General features: G+C 37.6%; 25 protein-coding genes and 2 tRNA genes. 9 read left to right on the top strand and 18 right to left on the bottom strand.

Annotation, left to right across the window (positions count from 1 at the left end):
- Positions 1 to 10: 10 nt before the first annotated feature.
- On the top strand, positions 11 to 1,411 hold the full coding sequence (locus ACK1JC_RS05105) for an efflux transporter outer membrane subunit (RefSeq protein ID WP_409510927.1): 1,401 nt from the start codon (positions 11 to 13) through the stop codon (positions 1,409 to 1,411).
- Between the two features lie 101 nt (positions 1,412 to 1,512).
- Here the strand turns inward: ACK1JC_RS05105 and ACK1JC_RS05100 are convergent, their stop codons facing one another.
- From ACK1JC_RS05100 to ACK1JC_RS05050, 11 genes are all read right to left on the bottom strand, one after another.
- Positions 1,513 to 1,764, bottom strand: a complete 252-nt coding sequence (locus ACK1JC_RS05100; protein WP_409510783.1) for an RNA recognition motif domain-containing protein — start codon at positions 1,762 to 1,764, stop codon at positions 1,513 to 1,515.
- 87 nt (positions 1,765 to 1,851) lie between these two features.
- On the bottom strand, positions 1,852 to 3,843 hold the full coding sequence (locus tag ACK1JC_RS05095; RefSeq protein WP_409510782.1) for an ATP-dependent helicase: 1,992 nt from the start codon (positions 3,841 to 3,843) through the stop codon (positions 1,852 to 1,854).
- Between the two features lie 101 nt (positions 3,844 to 3,944).
- Positions 3,945 to 4,274: a hypothetical protein gene (locus ACK1JC_RS05090; protein WP_409510781.1), complete on the bottom strand. Its 330-nt coding sequence runs from the start codon at positions 4,272 to 4,274 to the stop codon at positions 3,945 to 3,947.
- 14 nt (positions 4,275 to 4,288) lie between these two features.
- Entirely contained in the window at positions 4,289 to 5,422 is a 1,134-nt protein-coding gene (locus ACK1JC_RS05085; protein ID WP_409510926.1) for a glycerate kinase, read from the bottom strand.
- 137 nt (positions 5,423 to 5,559) lie between these two features.
- The gene (locus tag ACK1JC_RS05080) at positions 5,560 to 6,123 is read right to left on the bottom strand and encodes an HdeD family acid-resistance protein (protein ID WP_409510780.1); all 564 of its coding nucleotides are present in this window, start codon (positions 6,121 to 6,123) and stop codon (positions 5,560 to 5,562) included.
- 197 nt (positions 6,124 to 6,320) lie between these two features.
- Positions 6,321 to 7,079 carry a hypothetical protein gene (locus ACK1JC_RS05075; RefSeq protein WP_409510779.1) on the bottom strand — a complete coding sequence of 253 codons (759 nt, stop codon included), beginning with the start codon at positions 7,077 to 7,079 and terminating at the stop codon, positions 6,321 to 6,323.
- Positions 7,080 to 7,132: 53 nt separating this feature from the next.
- Positions 7,133 to 7,579 (bottom strand): NUDIX hydrolase, encoded by a 447-nt coding sequence (locus ACK1JC_RS05070; protein ID WP_409510778.1) that lies wholly within the window; start codon positions 7,577 to 7,579, stop codon positions 7,133 to 7,135.
- Between the two features lie 99 nt (positions 7,580 to 7,678).
- Positions 7,679 to 10,324, bottom strand: coding sequence for a type I DNA topoisomerase (gene topA / locus ACK1JC_RS05065; protein WP_409510777.1), 2,646 nt, complete (start codon positions 10,322 to 10,324; stop codon positions 7,679 to 7,681).
- A gap of 26 nt (positions 10,325 to 10,350) precedes the next feature.
- Entirely contained in the window at positions 10,351 to 10,800 is a 450-nt protein-coding gene (locus tag ACK1JC_RS05060) for an ammonium transporter (protein WP_409510776.1), read from the bottom strand.
- Between the two features lie 240 nt (positions 10,801 to 11,040).
- Positions 11,041 to 12,051: a hypothetical protein gene (locus ACK1JC_RS05055; protein WP_409510775.1), complete on the bottom strand. Its 1,011-nt coding sequence runs from the start codon at positions 12,049 to 12,051 to the stop codon at positions 11,041 to 11,043.
- A gap of 184 nt (positions 12,052 to 12,235) precedes the next feature.
- Positions 12,236 to 13,117, bottom strand: a complete 882-nt coding sequence (locus ACK1JC_RS05050) for a TonB family protein (protein ID WP_409510774.1) — start codon at positions 13,115 to 13,117, stop codon at positions 12,236 to 12,238.
- 251 nt (positions 13,118 to 13,368) lie between these two features.
- Between ACK1JC_RS05050 and ACK1JC_RS05045 the strand changes: the two genes are divergently transcribed.
- The 5 genes from ACK1JC_RS05045 to ACK1JC_RS05025 all read left to right on the top strand — a co-directional run bounded on the left by ACK1JC_RS05045 (position 13,369) and on the right by ACK1JC_RS05025 (position 17,236).
- Positions 13,369 to 14,061: a hypothetical protein gene (locus ACK1JC_RS05045; RefSeq protein WP_409510773.1), complete on the top strand. Its 693-nt coding sequence runs from the start codon at positions 13,369 to 13,371 to the stop codon at positions 14,059 to 14,061.
- A gap of 142 nt (positions 14,062 to 14,203) precedes the next feature.
- Complete coding sequence (locus tag ACK1JC_RS05040; protein ID WP_409510772.1) at positions 14,204 to 14,923, top strand: DUF3108 domain-containing protein; 720 nt, start codon at positions 14,204 to 14,206, stop codon at positions 14,921 to 14,923.
- Positions 14,924 to 15,025: 102 nt separating this feature from the next.
- Positions 15,026 to 15,601 (top strand): xanthine phosphoribosyltransferase, encoded by a 576-nt coding sequence (locus ACK1JC_RS05035; protein ID WP_409510771.1) that lies wholly within the window; start codon positions 15,026 to 15,028, stop codon positions 15,599 to 15,601.
- Positions 15,602 to 15,761: 160 nt separating this feature from the next.
- Positions 15,762 to 16,622, top strand: a complete 861-nt coding sequence (locus tag ACK1JC_RS05030) for an acyl-CoA thioesterase (protein WP_409510770.1) — start codon at positions 15,762 to 15,764, stop codon at positions 16,620 to 16,622.
- Between the two features lie 209 nt (positions 16,623 to 16,831).
- The gene (locus ACK1JC_RS05025; RefSeq protein ID WP_409510769.1) at positions 16,832 to 17,236 is read left to right on the top strand and encodes a hypothetical protein; all 405 of its coding nucleotides are present in this window, start codon (positions 16,832 to 16,834) and stop codon (positions 17,234 to 17,236) included.
- A gap of 77 nt (positions 17,237 to 17,313) precedes the next feature.
- Here the strand turns inward: ACK1JC_RS05025 and wrbA are convergent, their stop codons facing one another.
- Positions 17,314 to 17,910, bottom strand: coding sequence for an NAD(P)H:quinone oxidoreductase (gene wrbA / locus ACK1JC_RS05020; RefSeq protein ID WP_409510768.1), 597 nt, complete (start codon positions 17,908 to 17,910; stop codon positions 17,314 to 17,316).
- Between the two features lie 112 nt (positions 17,911 to 18,022).
- Between wrbA and ACK1JC_RS05015 the strand changes: the two genes are divergently transcribed.
- Positions 18,023 to 19,267, top strand: coding sequence for a YihY family inner membrane protein (locus ACK1JC_RS05015; protein WP_409510925.1), 1,245 nt, complete (start codon positions 18,023 to 18,025; stop codon positions 19,265 to 19,267).
- A gap of 82 nt (positions 19,268 to 19,349) precedes the next feature.
- Here the strand turns inward: ACK1JC_RS05015 and ACK1JC_RS05010 are convergent, their stop codons facing one another.
- Positions 19,350 to 20,264, bottom strand: a complete 915-nt coding sequence (locus tag ACK1JC_RS05010; RefSeq protein ID WP_409510767.1) for a DMT family transporter — start codon at positions 20,262 to 20,264, stop codon at positions 19,350 to 19,352.
- A 106-nt stretch (positions 20,265 to 20,370) separates the two neighbouring features.
- Here ACK1JC_RS05010 and ACK1JC_RS05005 point away from each other — a divergent pair, with 106 nt between their 5' ends.
- Positions 20,371 to 21,177 carry an AraC family transcriptional regulator gene (locus ACK1JC_RS05005; protein ID WP_409510766.1) on the top strand — a complete coding sequence of 269 codons (807 nt, stop codon included), beginning with the start codon at positions 20,371 to 20,373 and terminating at the stop codon, positions 21,175 to 21,177.
- 110 nt (positions 21,178 to 21,287) lie between these two features.
- Here ACK1JC_RS05005 and ACK1JC_RS05000 read toward each other — a convergent pair whose 3' ends face one another.
- Together ACK1JC_RS05000 and ACK1JC_RS04995 are read right to left on the bottom strand one after the other, a co-directional pair.
- Positions 21,288 to 21,926 carry a fumarylacetoacetate hydrolase family protein gene (locus tag ACK1JC_RS05000; RefSeq protein ID WP_409510765.1) on the bottom strand — a complete coding sequence of 213 codons (639 nt, stop codon included), beginning with the start codon at positions 21,924 to 21,926 and terminating at the stop codon, positions 21,288 to 21,290.
- 51 nt (positions 21,927 to 21,977) lie between these two features.
- Positions 21,978 to 22,478, bottom strand: a complete 501-nt coding sequence (locus tag ACK1JC_RS04995; RefSeq protein WP_409510764.1) for a YcxB family protein — start codon at positions 22,476 to 22,478, stop codon at positions 21,978 to 21,980.
- 234 nt (positions 22,479 to 22,712) lie between these two features.
- On the opposite strand from ACK1JC_RS04995, the gene ACK1JC_RS04990 reads away from it, so the two are divergent.
- On the top strand, positions 22,713 to 24,008 hold the full coding sequence (locus ACK1JC_RS04990) for an SRPBCC family protein (protein ID WP_409510763.1): 1,296 nt from the start codon (positions 22,713 to 22,715) through the stop codon (positions 24,006 to 24,008).
- Positions 24,009 to 24,152: 144 nt separating this feature from the next.
- Here ACK1JC_RS04990 and ACK1JC_RS04985 read toward each other — a convergent pair.
- From ACK1JC_RS04985 to ACK1JC_RS04975, 3 genes are all read right to left on the bottom strand, one after another.
- Positions 24,153 to 24,229 (bottom strand) — tRNA-Arg (locus tag ACK1JC_RS04985).
- Positions 24,230 to 24,393: 164 nt separating this feature from the next.
- The gene (locus tag ACK1JC_RS04980) at positions 24,394 to 24,597 is read right to left on the bottom strand and encodes a hypothetical protein (RefSeq protein ID WP_409510762.1); all 204 of its coding nucleotides are present in this window, start codon (positions 24,595 to 24,597) and stop codon (positions 24,394 to 24,396) included.
- 401 nt (positions 24,598 to 24,998) lie between these two features.
- A tRNA-Arg gene (locus ACK1JC_RS04975) sits at positions 24,999 to 25,075 on the bottom strand.
- Positions 25,076 to 25,199 lie beyond the last annotated feature (124 nt).

The following is a 25,199-nucleotide window of genomic DNA, read 5'->3' as shown; positions in this document are numbered from 1 at the left end:
GCAAATGAATATGACAAAACTTGCAGCTGCCTTAGTTCTAGGAAGCTCACTCATTGGGTGTGCGGCTGTGGTGAAAACACCGTATCAAGCCCCTGCCGTACAAATTCCTGAAGGTTTTGCTTATAACAAAGCCAATCAAGCACAACTGCATACCGATGTATATGCAGACCAATGGTGGACGCTATTTGGTGATCAGCAACTCAATACCCTAGTCAATCAAGTCTTAACGCAAAATACCGATTTAGCCGTTGCAGGCATCCAGTTACAACAAGCACGTTTACGTGCAGGCTTGGCAGCAAATCAGCAAGGTATTCGGGTCAACTCTGGTGTTTCTACAGGACATCGCTTTGATTTAAATTCAGGCGATGACACATCATCTGGACTTTCACTCAGTGCAGGCGTGAGTTATGAAGTTGATTTATTTGGTAAACTTGCACGTCAAACTGAAGTAAGTCGTTGGGAAGCTTTAGCGACTGAGCAAGATTTACAAGCGACAGGTCAAAGTCTGATTGCTACAACTGCCAATTTATACTGGCAATTAGGTTATTTAAATGAACGCTATAATACTGTTCAGCAAAATTTAGCATCAACGCAAAAAACCTATGAATTAGTACGCTCACAATATAAAGCAGGCGCAGTTTCAGGCTTAGATTTAACCCAAGCAGAACAGGCTGTACAAAGCCAAAAAGCAAGCTTGAGCCAAATTGATCAGCAACGTGTTGAAACGCGTACAGCGTTGGCTGTGCTACTGCAAATACCTGTACAACAGCTCAATATTCAAGAACCAAAACAACTGCCACGTATTAGTCTACCTAAAGTATCTGCTGGTTTGCCTGCTGAATTACTCTCACGTCGCCCCGATTTAAAAGCGGCTGAGTTACGTTTACGTGAAGCTTTGGCATCTAAAGATGCGACCAAAGCAAGCTACTATCCTTCAATAAGTTTAACGGGAAATTTAGGTTCAAGCAGTACCTCACTGACACAGCTTTTACAAAATCCCGCGCTGTCTTTGGGTGCAAATTTAAGTCTGCCTTTTCTTCAATATAACGATATGAAAAAGGACTTAAAAATAAGTGAATTGGACTATGAAAAAACCATTATTCAATATCGCCAAACCTTATATCAAGCTTTTGCTGATACTGAAAATGCATTGTCTAATCGTAGCGAGCTAGACAAACAAGTGGCTTTACAGCAACGTAATTTAGAACTTGCAGATAAAACTGAACGTCTGACCCAAGTACGTTATAAGAATGGTGCAATTGCGTTAAAAAATCTTTTGGATGCACAAGAAACTACACGTAATGCACGCCTGACCTTAGTACAGACCAAACAAAGCCAATACAATGCTTATGTGACACTAATGCAAGCTTTGGGTGGAAGTCCAATAAAACAACTCCCGTTAGTTGAATAGTTTTATTGTTTAAGCTTGTTATTTTCTATTAAAAATAAAAAAGAGCTTCAATTGAAGCTCTTTTTTATTTACAAAATTTCTATGCCTATATTTACGATAAATTAAGCTTCTGGCTTTTCTTCAGCAATTTTCACACGAATACCATGACCATGTAAGCGTAAAGTATTTAAACCTTTCACTGCTTTAACACCTTCACGTGCATTTGGCATATCAACAAAAGCAAAACCTTTCGACTTACCTGTTGCTGCATCCATAATCAAATCACATGCGGCTACAGTGCCGTATTGTTTAAACAATTCAAGCAGTTCTGCTTCAGTTACAGTACGCTGTAAACTACGAACTAAAATTTTCATCTCACAACCTTCAATCTAAAATAGGCAAAAAACATCAAAAAGCACTCGCCTACACTACTTTTTGAATGAAAACGGGATTGCTATAGTTTAATCGAGATCAATACCAAAATCTAAATTAATCGCCTGTCGTTCAAGTAAAGCACTTTTAACGGTTTGTTGACGCTGTTTATAATGTGTTTCCGTGGTACATAAATGACGTGTTAGATCATTGAGAAAATAGCTTTCAACCTTACGACCTTGCTCATCAACTTGACTACTTGCCCACATATTTAAATTTTGTTTGGTTAATATTAGTTCATTCTTCGCACGTGTCATCGCCACATAAAGCACACGGCGTTCTTCTTCAACTTCATCAAAATTTCCTTGCGCTCGAGCATGAGGGTACTGCCCTGCAGACACATTTGCCACATAACAGACTTTTTGCTCTGTACCTTTTGCCGAGTGGATGGTAATAAGTGTGACTACATCATCTTGCGATTGACGTTCAATTTCTGAAATAGACACAGGATCTAAAACATATTCTTCTAAAAACTCACTGAGCTGAGAATGTTTAGATGCAAGTTGTTTGACGAGATCAAAATCACCTATACGCTTGTTCCAATCTTTCTTAGCATAATTTTCTTCAAGCTGGTTAAGAATCGCTTCCACACCCAATTTTACGCAAGCTTCCACTTCCGTTTTGAGTACATTCATTTGTTTCATAATCAGCAATGTACTTTCAGGAATGCGCCCAAATTTTTCGAGTTTTTCAGTAATTTTATCGAAATCGGGCTCAGCTAGTAATTGTTGAGCGAGTTTACTTGCACTCACATCGCCCACACCATTCCACAGCGTCAGAAAACGCATCCACGCAATGTCATCGAGCTGATTGGCAATCACACGTAATAAGCTGAGTAAATCCTTCACATGCGCTGTTTCAAGTAGTTTCATGCCACCAATAAAACGATACGGCACATTCGCTTGAATAAATGCAGCTTCAATATGTCGTGCAGCAAAGGCCGAACGCACCAAAACCATATGATTGTTCCAAGCAGAACCTTCAAGCAAATGACGCTCTTTAATGTCAATGGCAATCCATTTGGCTTCATCAAACTCATTCGGAAATACGTGCATACGAGGTTTAATGCCATCACCGCGATAAGCCTCAAGTTTTTTATCATAATCAATTGAGCTTTGACCCAACAACCAATTGGAAAAATCTAAAATTTCTTGGGTCGAACGATAATTTTTTTCGAGTTTGAAAATTTCAGCATCAGGTACACGATCTTTAAAATGGTGAATGTTTTCAAAATCTGCACCACGAAAACCGTAAATCGACTGTGCATCATCACCGACACAGAACAATGAAGTTTTGTCTTTTAAAGGTTCTAAAATTGCCCATTGCAAAGGGTTTGTATCCTGCATTTCATCGACAAGCATATGCTTACAAAGTGATGCAACATAGTCAGTTAGACCTTCCGATTGCGCTAAACCTGAAGCCACCACAGCCAAAATATCGTCATAATCTAAAAAATAACGTGCCTGTTTCCGAGCTTCGTACTCCTTCATTACTTCGGCAATTTGATCTTTATATTCTAAAAATTCAGGCATCTGCTTTTCTAAAGCAAGGCTGAGTTTTTGACGAGTATTTCGTGCAAATGAATACAGATCACAGAGTTCTTTCGGCTTTGGTAAGGCATTTGGATTCTTTTTATCGTCTTTGCCACGAATCAGGCGAAACAACATGAGCTGATCATCACGATCAATAATTGAAAATTGATCTAAGCCAAATGCTTTTGGTACACGGCGCAACAAATACATGCAGAATGTATGGAATGTTGATGCACGTAAGCCTTTGGCATCATCACCTAAAGCAAGTTCAACACGAGCGACTATTTCACTTGCTGAACGACGAGTAAAAGTGAGAATTTGGATTTGATTGGCAGGCACGCCTTGATCAATCAGATAGGCTGCTCGTGCCACGATGGTTTTGGTTTTACCACAACCTGCCCCTGCAAGGACTAGACTGTGCTTAGTTTCAGTCGTAGCAGCTTGTTTTTGTTGAGGGTTTAATTCGTTAATCAGGTTGGCTAAACTCATGGGTACTCATCACATTGTGGATGATGCTAGTTTAACAGAGCTATAGGTAAATGAGGTGGTTTCTACTTTAAGATGATGTCTTCTTAACATAAGCTATAATTTCACTTATAAACTCGAATTGTATGGCGATCAATTACTTGATAATTCAAGCCCAATTTCTTCGTTGTTACATCAAGATATACGAGAAAATTTTGGCCTCGTAAATTAATAGGAAAGCTTTTTTTCGTATCTATATTTTTATCAAAAATGACTTTTATCCCTTTTTCATGTTGGATGAGATATGCCACAGTACCGATTGAATTATCTTCGAATCGGAAAGAGATTTTCTTACCTTGTTGTAAATAATTTTTGACTTCATTTGTCATATCAGATTGAGCAAAACCAAAATTTTGAATACTCAACATTAAAATACCAACCATTATTTTTTTCATTTTTGATCTCTATATTACTTCAATACCTTAACCACATTAACACAACAGCGTTCCAAATTTTTTTCACCATTTTTTAATGCCGTTTGCAAATCACATGCACCATCTACTATGCCGAAAATTGCAGTAAATCCCTTATCATATAATTCCTCAATACCTTTCCCCACATATCCTGCAAAGGCAATCACAGGTTTATTGAATCGCTTGGCAACTTGCGCTACACCAAATGGTGTTTTGCCAAATTTTGTCTGAAAGTCAATTCCTCCCTCACCCGTAAAGACATAATCTGCCTGGTCAATTTTTTCACTCAATCCTGTTTCCTCAATCACAATTTCCACACCTGAGCGAATTTTTGCACCTGCAAAAGCCATTAAGCCGAAACCTAGACCACCTGCTGCCCCAGCTCCTGCAATATCTTGAAAATCTTGCCCAATATGCTGAGCAACAAGATCGGCAAAATGGCTGAGATTTTGATCTAAAACTTCTACCATTTCAGATGTTGCACCTTTTTGTGGAGCAAATACATGAGATGCGCCATTTTCACCACATAAAGGATTATTTACATCACTGGCAATAACAATTTCAGTCGATTTCAAACGTGGATCAAGCTGTGAAAGATCAATGCTTTGAATTTGATCCAGTTGACCACCACCCACTTGAACAGCCTGACCATTTTCATCCAAAAATTTTGCACCTAACGCCTGTGCCATGCCTGCTCCTGCATCATTAGTCACACTGCCACCTAAACCAATAATGATTTTGGATACACCTAATTCTAAAGCCGCTTTAATTATTTCCCCTGTACCTAAAGTCGATGTCAGTAACGGATTTCGCTGTGATGATTCAATCAGGTGAATACCATTTGCTAACGCCATTTCAATCACAGCGGTTTGATCATTTTCAATTAAGCCAAAATAACTTTGCACTTTTTGCTGAATAAATGGACCTGAAACATCTAGCTCAACTTTTCGACCATTTCTGGCAGCAACTAAGGCATCTACCGTTCCCTCACCGCCGTCTGCCATAGGTACATAAATAAATTGTGCATCGGGTAGAGCTTTTACAATGCCTCGTTGCATAGCAGCACAAGCTTGCTCAGCCGTCATACTTTCTTTAAATGAATCAGGTGCTAGGAGAAAAGTTTTCATAATTTGTGAATATTTGATGTTTCAAATATTATTAACACAAATCTAAGCTTAGATAAATTTTCATTCATAAACGATAACTACAAAATAAAAATGCCTGATTAAATCATCAGGCATTTCTTTAAATCAATAATATTTAACATTTAATAACTTGCGGGAGGAATCCGTTTAATTGCTGCAGCAAAAGTGAGATAATTCACGCCTTGAAATAAGATATCAACAGCTAAAAATAAACCTAGCACCCAAAATGGCGCATCTGGTGAAGCTAAAATCATAATACCTGTAATGAGTGTGAGTAAGCCCGAAAATAATGTCCACCCCCAACCTGACATTGGTTTAAGTATAAATGCATTAAATATTCGAATAAAACCAGCAATTAACAATGCAACCGCCAATAAATTTGTGAGTACTATGGCTGTAGTGATTGGTGATTTAAATGCGTAATATCCAGCCACAAGATACAAAATACCAAATAGCGCCCATAACCATCGAAAACCGCCATCAAAGATTTTAAATGCAGCAATAAGATGAAGTACACCGCCGATCATCATCAATACACCAAATAGTGTAACAACTGTGAGTGTTGCCATACCTAAAGATGCCAATAAAACTAAACCAAAGATGACGAGCAATGCCCCCAATAACAAATACCATTTACGATTTTCATGTAATTGATGACGAACAAGATCATTTCCCACAGTTTTCATCTGACGTACTCCTCTGTTCTATATTCATTTTTTAATTGAAGTTTTATTGTTAGCTCAAATATTTCCAACTGTCTGTTTCATTTTGTCGATTACTTTTAACTATTGAGCTGAAATATTTTCTATGATTTATGATCATTGTGGATAAAACAATATTTATCCACATTATAACTTCTTAAGTTTTCAACAAATACTTATCACTATTTCATCCAACCTATTTCCTGTGCCGTTGTTGGACTCATCATCGTATCTTGTAAGCTTTTAGGCGTCACACTTTTATTTTCAGATAACGGAATATAACCGCCCATGATTTCCGCCATACTTTGTGGATACAAAGGTTTACGATCAGGCTCTGCATATCCCAAAGGATAAATTGGCTGTCCACTTAGCATGTCATATTTATCTGTTGCACCAAAGGCATGCAATAACTCATGTGTCGCAACCACTTGATTCGAGCCACGATATTTTTCGGATGCAAATAAATTGACTGTACCAATGCGGCCACGTTGTAATGCCACAGAATGCTTAAGTACATTGGTTTTTTGCGGATTATAAAAATTTAAATAAAGTGTTACATCGGGAGAACCATCTGCACTTTGATGCTGTTTCCAAGCATAATAACGGAATTTTAAACTCCATAAAATATTATCCAACATACTGTTCGATACCGGTACTTTCGGAGGAAGTTCCGTCAATGTTCGCCCCAATTGAAAGTCAAAAAAGATAGCTTGCCCACGGAACTGTCTAGAATTTTCAGCTAGAAAATGCTGTGTTTGATCTAGGTTTTCAATGGAAATTTGCTCAATATATTTTGCCGTTACTGGATCCCCATCAGCATTGATAGGATGTAGCAATACAATCACTGATTTGTTCCAATCTTGATTCATATCTTGCCAAGTACTAAATGCTGCCCATGCTAAAATCAGCAGTAATATCGAAACTCGAATTTTTTTCCACACTTCAATATACTCCTTGATTCTATCTTTTCATTATGCTGAATAATCTTTCAGTTTTACTTAATTTTTAGGAGTAATGATGGCTTTTGTAGTACGAAATTTTCCCAAATAAAATCATACAACTTTCTCTGATTTGAAAATACTGCTAATTTTTTTGCTTTTTGTATACTACACCACTGATATTCTGTATGTTCATGATTCAATTCAATGCTCTGATTCGGCTCACAATAGCCAACAAAGACAGGAATCATTTCAATCACATTTAAGCTCGGTTCATAAAACTGTTCAATAAAATCTGCACTAAATAATTGCTGAACATGAGTACCCGTTTCCTCTAGAATTTCACGTAATATAGCTTGACTCGCAGTTTCGTTAGGCTCAACTTTACCTGCAACATGACACCAAAAATTACCCTTAACACGGTTCATTAGCAAAATTTTGAGTTCACCTTCTATTTCTGATAATAGAACGGCTGAAACGACGACTGAACGAATTGGAATCATAAGTAAGTGACTTCACTTTATTCAATTATATATTTCACATCATATAAAAAATGCCCACTAAAGTGAGCATTTTATTTGTATTTTTAAGCGCGCTAAAACTTAAGCTTCAACCCATTTTCCATCTTGGTAAACCAAAGACCATTTTGTTTGTTTTCCTTCAGGCGTTTCAGAACCAATATATTGCACTTGATTTTTACGACTGAATTTTACCAAAGTTGGGTTTCCTTCAGGATCTTGATCGGGTGCTTGCAAAATAAATTGGTATTTTGGATCAAGCTGATCAGCAACGGTACGTAACTCTGCAACCTTCGGTGCACGAGTTTCACGAACTTTCGGGAACTTACTTGCAGCTAAGAATAAACCTGCTGCACCATCACGTAAAACAAAGAAGTCATCGTGCTTAGTTGAACGTAAATGTTCCATTTTGATCGGATCTACACGAGGTGGTGCAGGCTGACCGCTTTTTAAAACTTTACGCGTATTATCACAACTCATACAGGCAAAATAAGGACCGAAACGCCCCGTTTTCAACTGCATTTCGCCATCACACTTATCACATGGAATAGTTGGACCATCATAGCCTTTGATCTTGAACTCACCTTCTTCAAGCTCATAACCATCACAATCTGGATTATTCCCACAAATATGTAATTTACGTCCACCATCAATCACATAACTGTCCATTGCTGTTTCACAGATTGGACAACGTTTTTTCGACATCAAATCTGCAGTTTCAGCAGAGTCATCATCAGATAAAATTGCAAGTGACTCTACAGGTGTCAGGTTCAACGTTCCTTTACAACGCTCTTTCGGTGGTAAGTTATAACCTGAACATCCTAAGAATACGCCTGTTGTACCTGTACGAATCTGCATTGGCCGTTCGCATTCTTTACAATGCACAGCTTCAACTTCGACAGGTAAATTACGGCGCATGCCATTTTCACCCTGAGCTTTGGTTAAACGCTGTTTAAAGTCGCCATAGAAGCTATTGAGTAGTTCTTTCCAATTACGTTCACCATCGGCAACTTTATCGAGTTGAGCTTCCAAATCTGCGGTAAATGCATAATTCATCAGATTATTAAAGTTTTCATCTAGACGATCTGTAACAATCTCGCCCATCTTCTCTGCATAAAGGCGACGGTTATCAAGCTTCACATAACCACGGTCTTGAATAGTCGAAATAATCGCAGCATAAGTCGATGGACGACCAATGCCTTTTTTCTCTAACTCTTTGACCAATGATGCTTCAGTAAAACGTGCAGGCGGTTTAGTAAAGTGCTGTGAAGGGTCAAGTTTTTCAAGACTTAAAACTTCACCAACTTTTACAGCAGGCAATAATACATCATCATCAGATTTGTTTTGACCACGAACACGGGTAAAACCATCAAAAACTAAAGTACGACCTTTGGCTTTGAGTTCAACGCCATTAGCATCTACCAGAATAGTCGATGACAAATACTCCGCAGGTGTCATCTGACATGCCACAAACTGACGCCAAATCAGATCATATAAACGCTGTGCATCACGTTCCACACCTACTAAGCTGTCACCTTTTAAAGTCACATCAGATGGACGAATCGCTTCATGGGCTTCTTGCGCACCTGCTTTATTACCATAACGATTTGGCTTTGCAGGAACATACTTTTGACCAAATTCAGTTTCAATATGTGTACGTACCATATTGACTGCATCATCACTTAAGAACGTTGAGTCAGTACGCATATAGGTAATAAAACCAGCTTCGTACAAGCGTTGTGCCAACATCATAGTTTTCTTCACTGAGAAGCCCAGACGGGTACTGGCTGCCTGTTGCAAAGTCGATGTGATATACGGCGAACTTGGATTAACCTTGGTTGGTTTATCTTCACGTACAGCGACTTTATATTCCGCATCATTTAAAATTTTTAATAAAGCATCTGTTTGCGCTTTATTTTGCAATTTTAAAGTTTTACCACCTTGTTTGACGGCTTCTAAACGAATGTGATCTTTTTTAGATTTCGTATCTGCAAAAACTTGCCAATATTCTTCAGGAATAAAAGCACGAATTTCACGTTCACGCTCAACAACAAGTTTAGTTGCAACAGATTGAACACGACCTGCCGATAAACCACGGGCAATTTTTTCCCAAAGTAATGGTGAAATCATAAAGCCCACAACACGGTCTAAGAAACGACGTGCTTGTTGTGCATTAACTTTATCAATATCAAGGCGAGAAGGTTGTTTGAAGGCTTCTTGAATCGCATTTTTAGTGATTTCGTTGAAGACTACACGTTGATAACGTGACTCATCACCACCAATCACTTCTTTTAAATGCCAAGCAATCGCTTCCCCTTCCCTATCCATATCCGTTGCGAGATAAACTTCGTCAACTTGTGAAGCAAGCTTTTTCAGTTCCGCAACGACATGTTCTTTACCTGGCAATACTTCGTATTTGGCTTTCCAATCATGTTCTGGATCAACGCCCATACGATTAACGAGGGCATTTTGAGCTTTTTCAGCTTTCTGTTCATCCGTCAATTTGGTGCGTGTTACTGGTTTTTTTTCAGTCGACTTACTTGAACCACCAGTAGGTAAATCACGAACATGACCAACCGATGATTTCACAATGTAATTTGAGCCAAGATATTTATTAATGGTTTTCGCTTTTGCAGGCGACTCCACAATCACTAGGGCACGTTTTTTTCCAGCATCAGGAGAGTCTGCTGTAGTGCTTTTGCTTGTTGTAGAGCGAGGAGCTTTCGCCATGTGAACTGTTAATCCTATTTTTAAAGTTAAATTTCAGCCAAATGCAGTAGATATGCTTTCATATCTTCTAGCTGGGATGCTTTTAGGTCTGATTCTTCATCCCAATAAATGCCCACATAGTTAGCCTGCATATCAATAGCATAAATCCCTTTTAATGCAATGGGAAAATCATTAAATTTCTCATCACCCTGAATCAGTTTCAGTTTTTGATCTTCGACTTTGGCACGCATTAAAGGTAAGCGAGTATCAGGCATTATTACACTATAATATGCGACCATGCTCGCACGGTTTTCTGTTGCCATTGGTACACCCGTCCAATCAGGTGCAACAATTAACCGAGGATTTAAACCCATTTTACGGGCTTTTTCCCGCATCATTCCCAATGCTTTTTCTCTTGGGCTGACACGTAGTCCAAAAATTGATCCCAATAAAAAAACACCAATAAAAATCGCAACCCAAAGACCTGTGTGTTCCATAACTCACCTTTTCATTCTCCTATTAGATTTGCATAAGCAATAGGTCAAAGGCAAGTTTTAAATGTTTCACAATCTCATTGGTAGATAAAAATACAACAATAATTATTTATAGGACATTCATATAATTATGATTTTTGAAATTAGGTAATAAATTCTGAATATTACCCGTTACTTTCGGTCAATAAAAAGGATTACCCATATTCATCAAAAAATAATGACTTTAAACACTAAGTCATGGTCTTAATTCAAGTACATCTCATGGCTATAAACCACCTCATAACCATTCCAATAAATATACCCTTTTTCAATCAGCTCTTTCAGTAAAAGTCGAATGTCAGATTGTGGGAACATCTCTTCAAGCATGTCACGTAAAGCATAAATATCTTTAGGTTTATCTGTTTTTAGATCATGCAACTTACGAATCACTTCCATTTGCATGGGATCAATTTGTGTAAAATTTTTAAATAAAGGGCGTTGCACACCATGAACATCTTCACTTAAAGCATCATCCATGCGAACCAATTGATGCGTATCAGATTGTAAATTCTCCAGAATCGTATCAATTTTTTCCAATTTTGACTGCTCAATTTCTTTATTGAGATCAAGATCGACCCATTGTTTCAAAACCTTTTTCCGCACAGATACTTTCTGTTCTTCACGGCGAATAATATTTAGGTTAATAAGTATTCCCACTAAATTTTGGGCTTTTTCTGGGACAATTTTTAAAATATTACTCACTGAATTACGTAAACTTTCTACTGTATTAGGCTGACCTGTCATTTGCCCCAAAGCATCACAATATTTTTTAACCAAGCTCAATTGTGGCTTTTGTCTAATCGTTTCAATATCGGGTAAAGATACTTTTTTCTTACTAGATAATTTGACTGGTTCACGTTCAATTTGAATCAAACTACAATCTAAATTGGAAGAAGCCATCATCTTGACCAACAAAGTGCTTTCAGGCATGGCTGATATAACTTCTGTATGGGTTTCAGGCTCAAGCAACGCCATTAACTGTCCAACAATCATGGCATATTCAAATTCTTTTTCACGTGCAGGTGGTGTCTCTAAAATGACAATCTGCCCACTGCTGATCCATGTTGAAAGCTCAGTCATATCTTCAAGTGCAAACTCAAACTGACCTGTACAATTAAAAAAGTAAATGACAGGATAGTGCTCAACAATATCGCTTAACATTTTTGCTGTCGGCATATTATTTTCAAGGTCAAGCAAAACAACTTTTTTTAACATGGGAGAGTATAATTGTGTAGAACAGAAAAGAGATATTACACAAACCTTTATGAAAAAGGTCAAATAAAATAGATAAATAAATAGATTTTATGGTAAAAATCACTCAATAAAAACATCAAAAAACTCCATAAATTATAAGTAAAATTATGGAGTTAATGTTGTTTTTTTAATCTAAAAATAATAATTAATGGACTTCAAATTCTGCATCTGCAGGGTCAAATCGCCAAGTTCGAACAATACGTAGTTCTGAAATATCTTTCATTTTGGCATCAAAACGACCAAAAGGCGCACCCTTTCGAACAGAGTTTTTTGCAGCTTCATCCAAAACACTATGTCCTGAACTATCAATCAAACGGATGGCACGAATCCCACCTTCCCGATTCAAAATTACCATTAAACGCACTTCGCCCGATAAGCGTTGTTGTTTAGCCAAATCAGGATAATATTGATTGCCGTACGCTTCTACTTTTTCACGAAATTTATCGAGATAGCCTGCCGAAGCATCCTGTTTTGCTTGAATACCATCAAGCGTTTTAATTTGTTGCAAGCGACTAAAATTTTGCTGTTTCTGCATATATTGGGCTTCTAGACTCGCCACCATAGCAGCTTTTGCCTGAAACTGACTTTGCATTTCATCTAAGGCTTTTTTACGTTCACTCTCTTCGGTTTGCTTCTGCCAACTCAACACTGTCATCAGCACTTTTTCTTCAAATTTGAGTTCACGTTTTTGTTGAATTTGTTCAAGCGCTTGTAATTGCTGATCGCCTGCACTGATATCTTCAGACTGTGCTGGCATTTCGCTGGTCATTCTATGCGCTTCGCGAAATGTTCCTGAACCTTGCTGATCTTCTTGTGCCAAAAAATCTGCATTTTTTATTTTTTCACTACTTGGTCGCAATGTCACAGCAATATCTTTACTCTGTGTGTCTGATTCTGTAGGCATACCAAACTGTATTGCTAAAACTCCACCGTGCACAAGAATAGCTGTTAAAACAGCGCCTAAAAATAAGCGATCGTGCCACCACGTTGAAACAGGCTTTGGGAAATGAACTATCGTTTTTATCATGATTTTAAACCGATCAAACACCTGATCTTGAAAACAAAAAGAGTATAAAACAGTACGAACCTACAGTGGTTTTAAACAGTTATCACAATTATGCTAAAGCGTGATGATGATAAAAATTTCCGACCTGTTATTTTAAATCAAGAAAAATGGTGCATGGAATTTTGCTAAACTGCAATCACTAGACTTGAAAATTTTTAAAAAATCGACAAGATAACAGCCCTATAAAATGTCGTTCACTTAGGAAAACATCTATGCCGACGTTGCTTACCAACATTGCGAATCGCATTCGTCAAGTATATCAAAAGGCGGAAGGATTCATAGAAGAAGAACGAGAGTTTCCTGTTTCTCAAGTTTTTCTGAACGCGACATTTAAGCGTTTTGTCACCGATAATGTCAAAATTCTTGAAGATTTACACGCCGATTTACATGATGATTGGTTACGCCTATATGCGACAATCAACGTCAAAGGTATGCATTTGGTTTTAGGTGTAAACCTCAAATTGGTTCAGATGGAATTTAACAAAGATATGCAGCTAATCGTCTTTGAACAAATCAGCAATACTGAAATTATTGAAGCACGCTATCCAAGTATTTGGATGAAAATGGCGGTAAAATGCGCAGTATTTTTCTATCATAATTTTTTACATAGCGACCCTTTAGGTCCAATTTTACAAAAATTTAATGTCATTGAAGTCAAAGATGATTTACTGCATTTGGACTTAAATCGTTGGCTCGGAAAAAATCGTTCAATCATGCAAACACTAAACAAGGTTCATGTGAACCATGCTGAACTTAGAGAAACCGAACTTGTTGTTGTGGGCAATGTCAATTTAGCAGCGGTCTTTAGCAAACTTGCGGTCAGTCGTATGTCTTCTACTTTTGAAGATGATGAGGATCTACCTGAAGAAACAGTCACGCCGATCCGACAGAAAGAAAATACTTAACCTATGCATACGGAACACAAGTTAAATTCAAAAGATACACAACTCTACATTTTTGCGCTAAAAACAGATTTCTTCTCCTTAATTGAGTCGCATAATAGCGAGAATGAACCATCGCAATTGAATTTGCACAGGATTATTTCAAATGACACAATATCTATTTAAAACACCCGTCTTTAAAAAATTAGGTCTTGCTACAGGAACAACTGCTGTCCTGCTACTGTCAGCTTTTTCAGGACAAGCCTATGCAATGAGTCCATTTCAGGCAACTTATCAATTTGCCTACAACGGTAAAAATGTCGGAACAGCAACCCGTACATTAAGCCAAAGTGGTAACAACTGGAATTATGTCTTTGCAGCCAAAGCAGCAGGACTTGCATCAGCAACAGAAACGAGCAATTTTACGTTCAACAATGGTCAAATCATTTCAAATAACTTCACTCGAACAAGTAAAGTTTTAGTCCACAATGATACGATGAGCATCAAATTTAACCCTGCTGCTAAAGTCATTAACACCAATAAAAGCAATAAAGCACGCTCATTTGCTTGGAAAGTAGGTGCATTGGATGAACTAAATGCTGAACTCCAATTACGTGAAGATTTAAAAAACAATGGATTAAAAGCAACTTATCTGATTGCAGGTGCAAAAAGTCTTGAAGCACGTCGCTTTGTGAAACAAGGCAATGAAACAGTTAAAACGCCTTATGGGACATATAACACTCTTAAAGTTGTCTTAACACATGATAATGGCTCAAAAAGTTCAACCTTCTGGCTTGCACCCAATTTGGACTATTTACCCGTTAAAATGGCGCATCAAGATGAGAAAACATCATTTAGCTTGCTGTTGACTGGTTACAAAAAATAAGTAACTTTTCAATATTTAATCATTTTCAGCTTGCTTTTTTTTTAGTGCTTTCTAAAATATGCGTTTGCTATAAATAGCACCTTGCTCTTAGAGGAATCTCCCGTGCACGCTCTGGAACAGAAAATCCTGGCTGAAGGTATTGTCTTATCTGACGAAGTACTAAAAGTCGACTCATTCTTAAATCACCAAATTGATCCTGTGATGATGCAGCAAATTGGACAGGAATTTGCTCGTCTATTTAAAGATTCAGGTATTACTAAAATTATTACCATTGAGGCTTCAGGTATTGCTCCTGCAGTCATGGCAGGTCTTGAACTTGGTGTTCCTGTTATTTTTGCACGTAAATATCAATCTTTAACCCTTAAAGATGATTTGTATCGTTCAAAAGTATTTTCTTTTACCAAACAAATTGAAAGCACCATTGCGATTTCAAAGAAACACATCAATGAAAATGACAAAGCTCTTGTAATTGATGACTTTCTTGCCAATGGTCAAGCTGCATTAGGTCTTGCTGATCTTATTCATCAAGCCAATGCTGAAGTCGTAGGTATTGGTATCGTGATTGAAAAATCATTCCAACCAGGTCGTGAACTTCTACTCGATAAAGGTTACCGTGTAGAGTCTTTGGCTCGTGTAGAGTCTTTGGCAAATGGTACAGTAACTTTTGTTCAAGAATAAAAGCTAAACAAATTATTGTCGAAAAGCGCTACAAGGAATCCCTCGTGGCGCTTTTTTATGCCTGACCTTTATCTCAAATAAAAAGATCATTTTCATCATTCATTTCAGTGCATTGTTCTACTATATTGGTTTACATATAAAAATTAGACACGGATGTACAATGCAATCACTGACGCAAAATTTAATTGATCTACTCAATGTAAAACAAATCGATCAATATCTCTTTCAAGGACAATGTACTCAACTGTTTGGCTCGCATTTATTTGGTGGACAAATTCTCGGGCAATCGCTGATTGCAGCCTCTAAAACCACAGATCGCCCTGCACATTCACTACATGCTTATTTTATTCGTAGTGGTCGAACTGATGCGCCAATTTTATTTAAAGTTAAAAATCTCAGAGATGGACGAAGCCTTGCCACACGACAAGTACATGCGATACAAGATGGTGAAGTTATTTTTTCTGCAATGATTTCATTTGCTAAACCTGAAGAAGGATTGAATTATCAACTACCTGAGCCTGAGTACCCTGCACCAGAAACACTCATGTCAGAGCAAGAATATAAACAAATGATTTTTGATGATATTCCTGAATATATGCGTAAAACAATTATGCGACAGTTTAACCTACGCATGCATCCAATCAATCCGCTCAATCCATTTCGCCCAAAAAAAGCCGAAGCAAAGTATGCCGAATATATGCAAACCTTTGATCCTATTCCACCCGAACATGATCAAGTCATGATCCATCAAGCGATTATTGCGTATTATTCAGATTACAACTTACTGACGACATCTTTACGACCACATAGCGTAAGCTATGCCAATGGCAGTGTCCGCAGCGCAAGTCTTGATCATAGTCTGCATTTTCATCACAAATTCAAAGCCGATGAATGGTTACTTTATGACATGGACGCTACACGCACGAGTCAATCACGTGGAATTAATTTCGGACGTCTATGGCAAAATGGGCAGCTTGTCTGTAGCGTCACGCAAGAAAGCCTGATGCGAGTACCACAATAATGGATACTTATCACACCAATCTATTGACATAAAATATCAAAATTTCAGTCATTGTTGATTTACAATTCAAAGCTATACTAAACAGGTATATCTGCTTTACATCGCTTACCGACAATACATGTAAAATAGATATTCGTAACAGACAGAAACGTATCGATTCACCATAACTCGATAAAGACAAATGGACTTTGCCGAGCGAGTAAAAATCAATGACTGATGAACAAGCTTTAAGTTGCCCAAAATGTGGCTCAACTGAAATTGCCAAACGTAATCATGAACAATTACTGCAAAAAACTGGCGGTGTTTTATTATCTGCTGCAGGCACAACCGCAGGAACAGTCGGTGGCGCAGCATCTGGCGCAACCATAGGTGCTGCTATTGGTGCTGTTGCTGCAGGACCACTCGGTGTCATCATGGGTGGAACCATTGGTACACTTGTTGGCGCAGTCGGCATTGGCATTACTGGTGGTTTTTTAGGACATCGTTTTGGTAAAAAAGCAGGTGAAATTGTTGATCAAAATATTTACCTTGATTATCAATGTTTAAAATGCAAGCATCGTTTTAAAGCGCCCGATTCTGAACAAATAACTCAAATCAATCACAAAGATCAATAATTTTGCTTTGTTGTAAAGTTTTATTGTGAGCATTAAAAAGTCAGCATATTTAAGCTGACTTTTTATTCAAAAATCAATCAAGATGATTGTAATTTTTTAACCACTTCACCTAAGCGTTTGCCTTGCACTTCACACAAAATTTTCTCATCTTGGCTGAGGCTTTGATCATGGCGTGGACCACTGACATGCGTTGCACCATAAGGTGTTCCACCCGTTTTGGTATTAGATAGTGCGGGGGTTGCATTGCTTAACCCCATAATCATCATGCCATGATGAAACAAGGGCGGAAGCATGGTGAGTAATGTACTTTCCTGCCCACCATGCATTGAACCTGATGATGTAAATACGCAAGCAGGCTTATTGTGCAACGCACCATTCAGCCATAGGCTCGTTGTTTGATCCCAAAAATATTTCATTTCCGATGCCATATTACCAAAGCGTGTTGGCGAACCAAGTGCCAAGCCCGAACAGTTTTGTAAATCATCTAAAGTGCAATAAATATCACCTTCTTCAGGAATACTTGCTTCAGCTTGCTGAACCACAGTCGATAAATTGGGTACTGTACGTATTTTTACTGCCACGCCTGCAGACTCAATACCATTGGCAATCAGGTGTGCCATTTCTCTGGTTGAGCCATATTTGCTGTAATATAAAACCAATACGTACGCTTGCATCTTTGACTCAAATTTATAGAAAAAGAAAACTATACGATATTTTCACCATTTTTTGGTTAAGCTAGTAATGTAACTTGTAAGAATGATGAATAAAAACAGAGACCCAAGCTTTATGATGAATTTGTTAAAGAAACTACCCTTTTACGACAAGACTTGGTTTCAATTTATTTTTTTTGTTTTAAAACGTTTTGAAGCTGACCGTTGCCGAGAGCAAGCAGGCTCACTTACCTATACAACCCTATTTGCCGTTGTACCGATGTTGACGGTTTTTTTAGTGATTATTTCATCCATTAAAGCACTCGAACCCGCCCGTCAACAATTACAACAAATGATTTATAGCAACTTTCTACCTAAAACGAGTATTGCATTCGATAAGGCATTTAATGTCTTCACAGAAAATTCGAGCAATTTGACTGTAATTGGTGTGCTATTTTTATTTATTACTACAGTGATGATGCTCACAAGTATTGAAACCGTGTTTAATCGTATTTGGCGCGTCACTGATACCCGTAGTGGAATAGTAGGTTTCATGCGCTATTGGACGATTATTTCTCTCGGTCCAATTCTACTCGGTAGTGCTTTTGCAATTTCATCAACGCTTGCCTCTATGAGCATTTTAAGCAACAGCTTTGGCGGTTATCAACTCGATGGCGCATTTTTATTGAAAATGCTGTCTTTCGGTCTGACCATTCTTGGCTTTTTCATTCTGTATTGGACTATTCCCAATCGTACTGTACCCATTCGGGCAGCGATGATTGCGGGATTATTTGGTGCTGTTGTGTTTGAGTTACTGAAACACCTATTTGGTTTCGTCATGACCAATTTTACAAGCTATACCATTGTGTATGGCGCATTTGCGGCTATTCCTATTTTCTTATTATGGATTTTTTTATCATGGAATATCGTACTGCTTGGTGTAGAAATCAGTTATGCTCTGACTGCATTTCACGCCCATCAAACTCAAAATCGCCATCCTATTCTCATGCTGCTCGAGTTATTACAACTGTTTTATAACAAACAAAAGCATGGTCAAGTGGTTACAGATGCCGAAGCCTTAGACATTATTGGACGTAGCGAAATTGGGCATTGGCCTACTTATGTATCTATGCTTGAAAAACAAAACTTAATTAGACGTACAGATAATAATGAATATGTCTTGGCACGTAATTTAGATACGATTGATTTTTGGACATTTTATAAAGCATTACCCTACCCATTACCACGGCGTAGTGAGATTGGTGGCATTCCAGCAGATCATCATTGGATGCAACGTATTGCCCCTGCACTCATCGAATCTGATGAATATCTAGCGGCTAAACTTTCTATTCCGCTTTCGACCATTTTAGATGAAAAATAATGATCAAAAATTTTAAGCAAAAAGACCTCAAATGAGGTCTTTTTGCTTTTATACATAAAATCTGCCGAATGATTTGATTAACTTATACTCTTGAATTACTGAACCAACCTCGAATACTAACGACCATAATTCCACACATCACCAATATTGTTCCGACAATAAAATTCAATTCAATTTTTTCATCCAAGAACCATACTCCAAATAACATGCCAAAAATTGGAGTTAAAAATGAAAATACACCGATTCTTGAAGCAAGATAATGTCTAAGTAACCAAAACCATAGTAATAAACAGAAAAACGATACAATCAAAGTTTGGAAAGCCAAAGTCGACAAGGTGAGCCATGTCCAATGGATCTCCGATTGCCCTGTAAAATATGCCAATGGAAACATGACCACAAATGCTCCAATCAATTGATAGAACATAGTATGAGTCGGATGTGCTTCGCCCAATTTACTCATACGCAGTGAAATGGTCGTCAATGCCCAAAATAGCCCTGCCATCAATGCTAAAAAGTCACCATAAAGCACTTGCATCAAGTTTTGTGACTGTGTCGCATCTCTCCCCACAAAAGTCACAATGATGCCGATAAAAGCAAGTAAAATTCCGCCCCACTGAAATTTGGATAATCGTTCAGATGGAAATTTAAAATGCAGCCCTAATGCAGTAAAAATTGGTGAGGTATACAAGAACATAACCGTATGTGAAGCAGAGGTATAACGTAGCGCTTCAGCGACTAAAACAAACTCAGCAGTAAATAAAAGTGCAACCAAAATTCCAGGACGTAAATATTCTTTTGATAATAAACCAGCCCCTTCGGGTAAACGAATCAATGGAAAGACCAAAATTGCTGCCAGACCCGAACGTAATGCCAATTGCATCATCGGTGAAATATCTGTCGCAGCCAATTTTAAGACCACTTGCTGTAAACCCAAAATAATGCACAGTATGAGCATGAGTATAGAGGCTTTCGAATCGAGATCCTGACGTTGATCCACAAGGCATTCTCAAAAGATAAACAATGCATTACTATAAAACTGTCAATTTTGAAATATATATTTCATTTCAGACAAAAGATCATCTCTTTCAGGCAATTTCACACTTATGGTCAAAAAGTCATTTTCAAAACATTCGACTGAGCAACTGTTAAAACTCGAAACCAATGATGAAATAGTTGCACCCTTATGGATTGATTTTAGGGATGATCCTGCACAGTCTGTTTACCCAGTTCATGGTCATGCTTGGGGGGAATTTATCTATGCATTTAATGGTGTTATGCAGGTCACTATTGATCAAATTAACTATATTACTCCACCACCTCATGGACTATGGTTACCGCCACACATACAACATAGCGGGCTCAATCGGACTTCTGTGTCACATGGAACGTTATATATCCATGAAAGCCTGTGTCATGCACTTCCAAGCCAAGCCGGTATTATGTTGTCCTCAGCATTGGTGTCAGCGATTTTTCTGCATTTAAAGCAACATCGCCTGCCCGATACTCATCCTGAACACATCCGACTTTTACACGTTCTACATGATCAACTTCAACATGCGGAACTGATTGGAAATTATTTACCACATACAGAACATGTAGGGCTTAAAAAAATTTTAGATTATTTGCATCAGCATCCTGCCGATCAAAGTAATTTGGCTGTCTTATCTCAGAAAATGAATATGACTGAACGCACGTTGGCACGCTTGTGCCAAAAAGAATTAAACATGTCTTTACATGAATGGCGACAGCGTTTAAAAGTGACTCAAGCTATGTCGATGCTCAATCGAGGACAAAGTGTCGAGCATATTGCCTATGATTTGGGTTATGCCAATGCTTCTGCATTCATTAATATGTTTAAGCGTTGGATGAATATCACGCCTGATCAGTTTCGTAAACAGTGTCAAAGCTGATGATGATTCACATATAAGTTCAAGAAAACACTTATAAAAAATGGATTGAAATTTACATTCCAATCCATTAATTCTAATAACTTACCATTTATTTAAAAAATTTAAAGGCTTTATTTTACAAAGGTTTTCCATACAAAATCTTGCGTTTGACCATGTAAAGTCATGGTCAATTGATCACCTGATGCAAGTGCTGCAACACCCGCAGGCGTACCCGTCATCACCACATCACCCACTTCAAGGCTGAACGCTTGGCTAATGTCACAGAGCAAATATGCAATACTAAAAAGGAGCAATGCAGTATCGCCCTTTTGACGCACCTGATCATTGACCTGAAAATCAAATGTCACTGCATTCCACGCCTTGACTTCACTGACTTCGACCCAATCTGCCAATACACACGCACCATCAAATGCTTTGGAACGTTCCCATGGATGACCTTTTTTCTTCAAGCTATCTTGTAAATCTCGTAAAGTAAGGTCTAGTCCAAGTGTCACAGCACCAATCGCTTCTAAAGCTTTTTGTGGATCCGTTTCATTTTTTAAAGGCTGATCAAGGCGTAGAGTCAATTCACATTCATGATGTAAATTACCTAAGTTTTTATTCCAAGTAATCCCGTCTTCAAGTGAAATGAGGCTACTTGGTGGTTTAATAAATAACACAGGGCTGTCTGGAATCGCATTGCCTAATTCCTGAGCATGCTCGGCGTAACTTCGACCAACACAGACAATTTTTGATGGACGTGTATTCATCTTATTCCCTTCTATAGACTGCGATAATTCAAACAAAGCGATGATATAAATCTATTTTTTAAAGGTATTTTCAAAAGCAGTTTGATCTGCCGCTTGTGCAAATGCTCGTTTCGGTACAATCACCACAGTACGATTTTTTAGCTCAATCATATAGGTCATTTTACCCACTAAGAAAGACTGAACTTCGGCATAATTAAACTTTTGCTTCGGACGACCACTCGTAAACAATTCAAAGTAATCTTGAAATAATTCAATACCCTGTTCACTCTTTCCAAATTGGTACTTAATAAATTGACGCTTAAACATCATTGGTAAAAACCAATAACGCATAAAAACTTGTAACAATAGGAAAAACCCGCCGAGCATCACATAGTATTTACCAATCCCTGAAAAACCAAGATAAAGCCCCCAAGCGATAATTCCTACACTCACCAAGGGTGTCAAAAAACGACTGAGTTGTTTTTTCCCAAAAGTCGCAAGTTTAAAACCATCCTGAGATTCTTCGAGATTCAAGTAATAACGTAGAGAGATTGTCGGCTGAACGTCTGACATAGCTTTTTTCAACACAATAAATATTTTGAATGTCCGAATAGTACACCACATTTGTGTCTTTTCGCTTCACTTTCAGTCATACAGGCACGAATCAATCACATGGCTGTATTTAATCGTACTTTACATATTCATTATAGATTTTTAATTTGAAAAATTAAAAAATCAGCACACAATTAAGGCGCACATAACGATCAAAAATACAGACACAAAGATAATGACACGGATGACACCACAATGCGTATACCCATTTTTACCACATTAAGCTTAATACTGATCAATACGAATTGTTTTGCTCAGCTCGTTAAATGGAACGATCAGATTCCAAGTGCGGTTCAGCCGTTTCAAAATAATCCGCAGAACCTTGCAGCCTATACTCAAGACAATATTTTCATATTTGCTCACCCAACAACAAAAACGACTGTTCCAACACTTAAAAATAACCCTCAACCGAATGCAAACTTCACGACTTCAGCGATTATCGTTTCTGCCAATCCACAAGATGTGGCGAAAACATTATCCAATTTTAATCAATATGTTGGATTATTTCCTACGCTCAAATCTGCCAAAATCATTGAGAGTTCGGGAACAATTCAGCAGGTTAAATATAAGGTTTCTATTCCCACGCCTATTCCTGTACTGAATTTCAATGAAGATGTCACCATGCAACACCAAATTGGACAAAACAGTATTTCTACCCTTGTGATTGATGCTCCTATTCCCTATGCGGTCGGCAAATTTGAATGGTTTAATTTGGGCAATAACAAAACCTTAATTACCCTGACACAATGGGGTGACCTGAATCAACCTCAAGGTTTTCTATTTAAAAGCATTTTAAATGCTTTACCTGAAGCTAAACTTGGTATTCCAAGTGGAACCAATGCCTTTATTATGGAGTCACTAAAAAATCGTTTTAATGCGAAAAAAGTTACCGCATTAATCCCTGGTCAATTTCCCACTCTACCTTTTTCAGCAGCACAACTGCAAAAAATTAGCCAACTCAGTCAAGTATCTAGACAGCCTGTGAGTATTGTTCATTCACAAACGACTGTGCCCTATCAACATGGCCGTGAAGATATGCGATTTACTACAACCTATCAGTATTACAACCAAACACCTCAGCAACTACAAAAATGGACTGTGCCGAGTGCTTATAAAGCTTTATTTCCTCGACAAATTAAAGACATCAAAGCAGCTACTGTAAGCCCTCAAGGACAAGATGCGGAATTTAAAGTCAGTGTGGGTTTGGGTGTAATCAGTATTCCTTTTAATTTCAAAATGCACTTCACGTATCCCAAATCCACTGAAAACAATTTCTCAGCCAATGGTGGAGATTTACGCTATTTAAAAGGCATGACGCAATTTAATCCCAATGGAAATGGTACTTTACTAAAAATGACCACAGCGATGAAAGTTGATGAAAAAGCGCCTTTTTTACTTCGAGCCGCACGTAGTCTGCCCTACCACGAAATGCTTCCTGCTATTGGCGGAAATGCGGTGTTTGTACAAAAAATTAGAAATTCAGAATCTTAATACTGTAGACATGACAACTGATTTTTTAATTGAATATTTTCATTTTTATCTTTAAAGCAACTAAAAACATTATGTTTATTTTTCATCAAATTTTAGGCACAAAAAAACCGCAACTAAGCGGTTTTTTTCATTACATCATCAAGTTGGTGCGCTCAGAGAGATTCGAACTCCCGACCCCTTAGTTCGTAGCCAAGTGCTCTATCCAGCTGAGCTATGAGCGCGACGTCTTGATAGGGTGCATTATACGCCTTTTAATTTTCTTGAAAAGCCTTTTTGTATTTATCAAAGTTCAACTGCATAGTTATTGGACAATTCACGTAGTACCATGCTAAAAAATATACTCCTATTATTTTTATCACCTTATTTCAAATCATAATAATTTAAGTTACAACTCATCAATCAACAAAATCTCTAATTGTTCCATACAGTTTGCACAAAAAATTACGATTTCATTTTCTAAACTTTGAATTTTTAATTCATAAACAAAACCCGTCATTGTGCGGTTACAGCCATCGCAATGTTGCAAATTAAAATGACAAACAAAATTTGCATGGAAATAGGTATAGTAACCGTCTGTATAGATTTTCATATTCTTTTCAATACGTCTGTTATTGTATTTATTTTAATAGTTTTAACTTATAAATAATTGATAGATTTCAGACTTTACGACAATAACTGACGCACAAAGAATGAATCAAAAAATTAATTTTCTAAATCGAACAATTAAAATCATCGTTATAAAACTATGATCCTCAAAAATCTAAAAATAACTACTTAATTTATATGAAAATACAATCACTACCTTTTTTTCACTTTATAAGCTTCTCACAAAAAAAATACCGATATAAAAGATGATCCATTCCAATAAAGCTTGATTGATGGAGTTGTTACTTCATTATTTTTAGTTCTATTTTCTTATCTTTCATAAAGCTACAAACACAAAAAAACCACAACAAGTGTGGTTTAATTACCATCCGAAGATGTTTAAGTTGGTGCGCTCAGAGAGATTCGAACTCCCGACCCCTTAGTTCGTAGCCAAGTGCTCTATCCAGCTGAGCTATGAGCGCAATACTTATGTGTCGTAAACGACATCGTTACTTTTAGAATACTTAAATTGGTGCGCTCAGAGAGATTCGAACTCCCGACCCCTTAGTTCGTAGCCAAGTGCTCTATCCAGCTGAGCTATGAGCG

Source organism: Acinetobacter sp. TY2 (assembly GCF_046269225.1).
GTDB lineage: Bacteria > Pseudomonadota > Gammaproteobacteria > Pseudomonadales > Moraxellaceae > Acinetobacter.
Note: the sequence above shows the minus strand (reverse complement) of the source record. Positions and strands in the feature narration are given on the sequence as shown.

Bases quoted from the DNA above. Each gene is read 5' to 3' on its own strand.
- ACK1JC_RS05040 (WP_409510772.1), top strand. From the start codon at position 14,204: ATGACACAATATCTATTTAAAACACCCGTCTTTAAAAAATTAGGTCTT.
- ACK1JC_RS05070 (WP_409510778.1), bottom strand. From the start codon at position 7,579: ATGATTCCAATTCGTTCAGTCGTCGTTTCAGCCGTTCTATTATCAGAA.
- ACK1JC_RS04980 (WP_409510762.1), bottom strand. From the start codon at position 24,597: ATGAAAATCTATACAGACGGTTACTATACCTATTTCCATGCAAATTTT.
- ACK1JC_RS05005 (WP_409510766.1), top strand. From the start codon at position 20,371: ATGGTCAAAAAGTCATTTTCAAAACATTCGACTGAGCAACTGTTAAAA.
- ACK1JC_RS05105 (WP_409510927.1), top strand. From the start codon at position 11: ATGACAAAACTTGCAGCTGCCTTAGTTCTAGGAAGCTCACTCATTGGG.
- ACK1JC_RS04995 (WP_409510764.1), bottom strand. From the start codon at position 22,478: ATGTCAGACGTTCAGCCGACAATCTCTCTACGTTATTACTTGAATCTC.
- ACK1JC_RS05060 (WP_409510776.1), bottom strand. From the start codon at position 10,800: ATGGAACACACAGGTCTTTGGGTTGCGATTTTTATTGGTGTTTTTTTA.
- ACK1JC_RS05000 (WP_409510765.1), bottom strand. From the start codon at position 21,926: ATGAATACACGTCCATCAAAAATTGTCTGTGTTGGTCGAAGTTACGCC.
- ACK1JC_RS05080 (WP_409510780.1), bottom strand. From the start codon at position 6,123: ATGAAAACTGTGGGAAATGATCTTGTTCGTCATCAATTACATGAAAAT.
- ACK1JC_RS05090 (WP_409510781.1), bottom strand. From the start codon at position 4,274: ATGAAAAAAATAATGGTTGGTATTTTAATGTTGAGTATTCAAAATTTT.
- ACK1JC_RS05095 (WP_409510782.1), bottom strand. From the start codon at position 3,843: ATGAGTTTAGCCAACCTGATTAACGAATTAAACCCTCAACAAAAACAA.
- ACK1JC_RS05025 (WP_409510769.1), top strand. From the start codon at position 16,832: ATGACTGATGAACAAGCTTTAAGTTGCCCAAAATGTGGCTCAACTGAA.
- ACK1JC_RS05030 (WP_409510770.1), top strand. From the start codon at position 15,762: ATGCAATCACTGACGCAAAATTTAATTGATCTACTCAATGTAAAACAA.
- wrbA (WP_409510768.1), bottom strand. From the start codon at position 17,910: ATGCAAGCGTACGTATTGGTTTTATATTACAGCAAATATGGCTCAACC.
- ACK1JC_RS05015 (WP_409510925.1), top strand. From the start codon at position 18,023: ATGATGAATTTGTTAAAGAAACTACCCTTTTACGACAAGACTTGGTTT.
- ACK1JC_RS04990 (WP_409510763.1), top strand. From the start codon at position 22,713: ATGCGTATACCCATTTTTACCACATTAAGCTTAATACTGATCAATACG.
- ACK1JC_RS05045 (WP_409510773.1), top strand. From the start codon at position 13,369: ATGCCGACGTTGCTTACCAACATTGCGAATCGCATTCGTCAAGTATAT.
- ACK1JC_RS05050 (WP_409510774.1), bottom strand. From the start codon at position 13,117: ATGATAAAAACGATAGTTCATTTCCCAAAGCCTGTTTCAACGTGGTGG.
- ACK1JC_RS05055 (WP_409510775.1), bottom strand. From the start codon at position 12,051: ATGTTAAAAAAAGTTGTTTTGCTTGACCTTGAAAATAATATGCCGACA.
- topA (WP_409510777.1), bottom strand. From the start codon at position 10,324: ATGGCGAAAGCTCCTCGCTCTACAACAAGCAAAAGCACTACAGCAGAC.
- ACK1JC_RS05100 (WP_409510783.1), bottom strand. From the start codon at position 1,764: ATGAAAATTTTAGTTCGTAGTTTACAGCGTACTGTAACTGAAGCAGAA.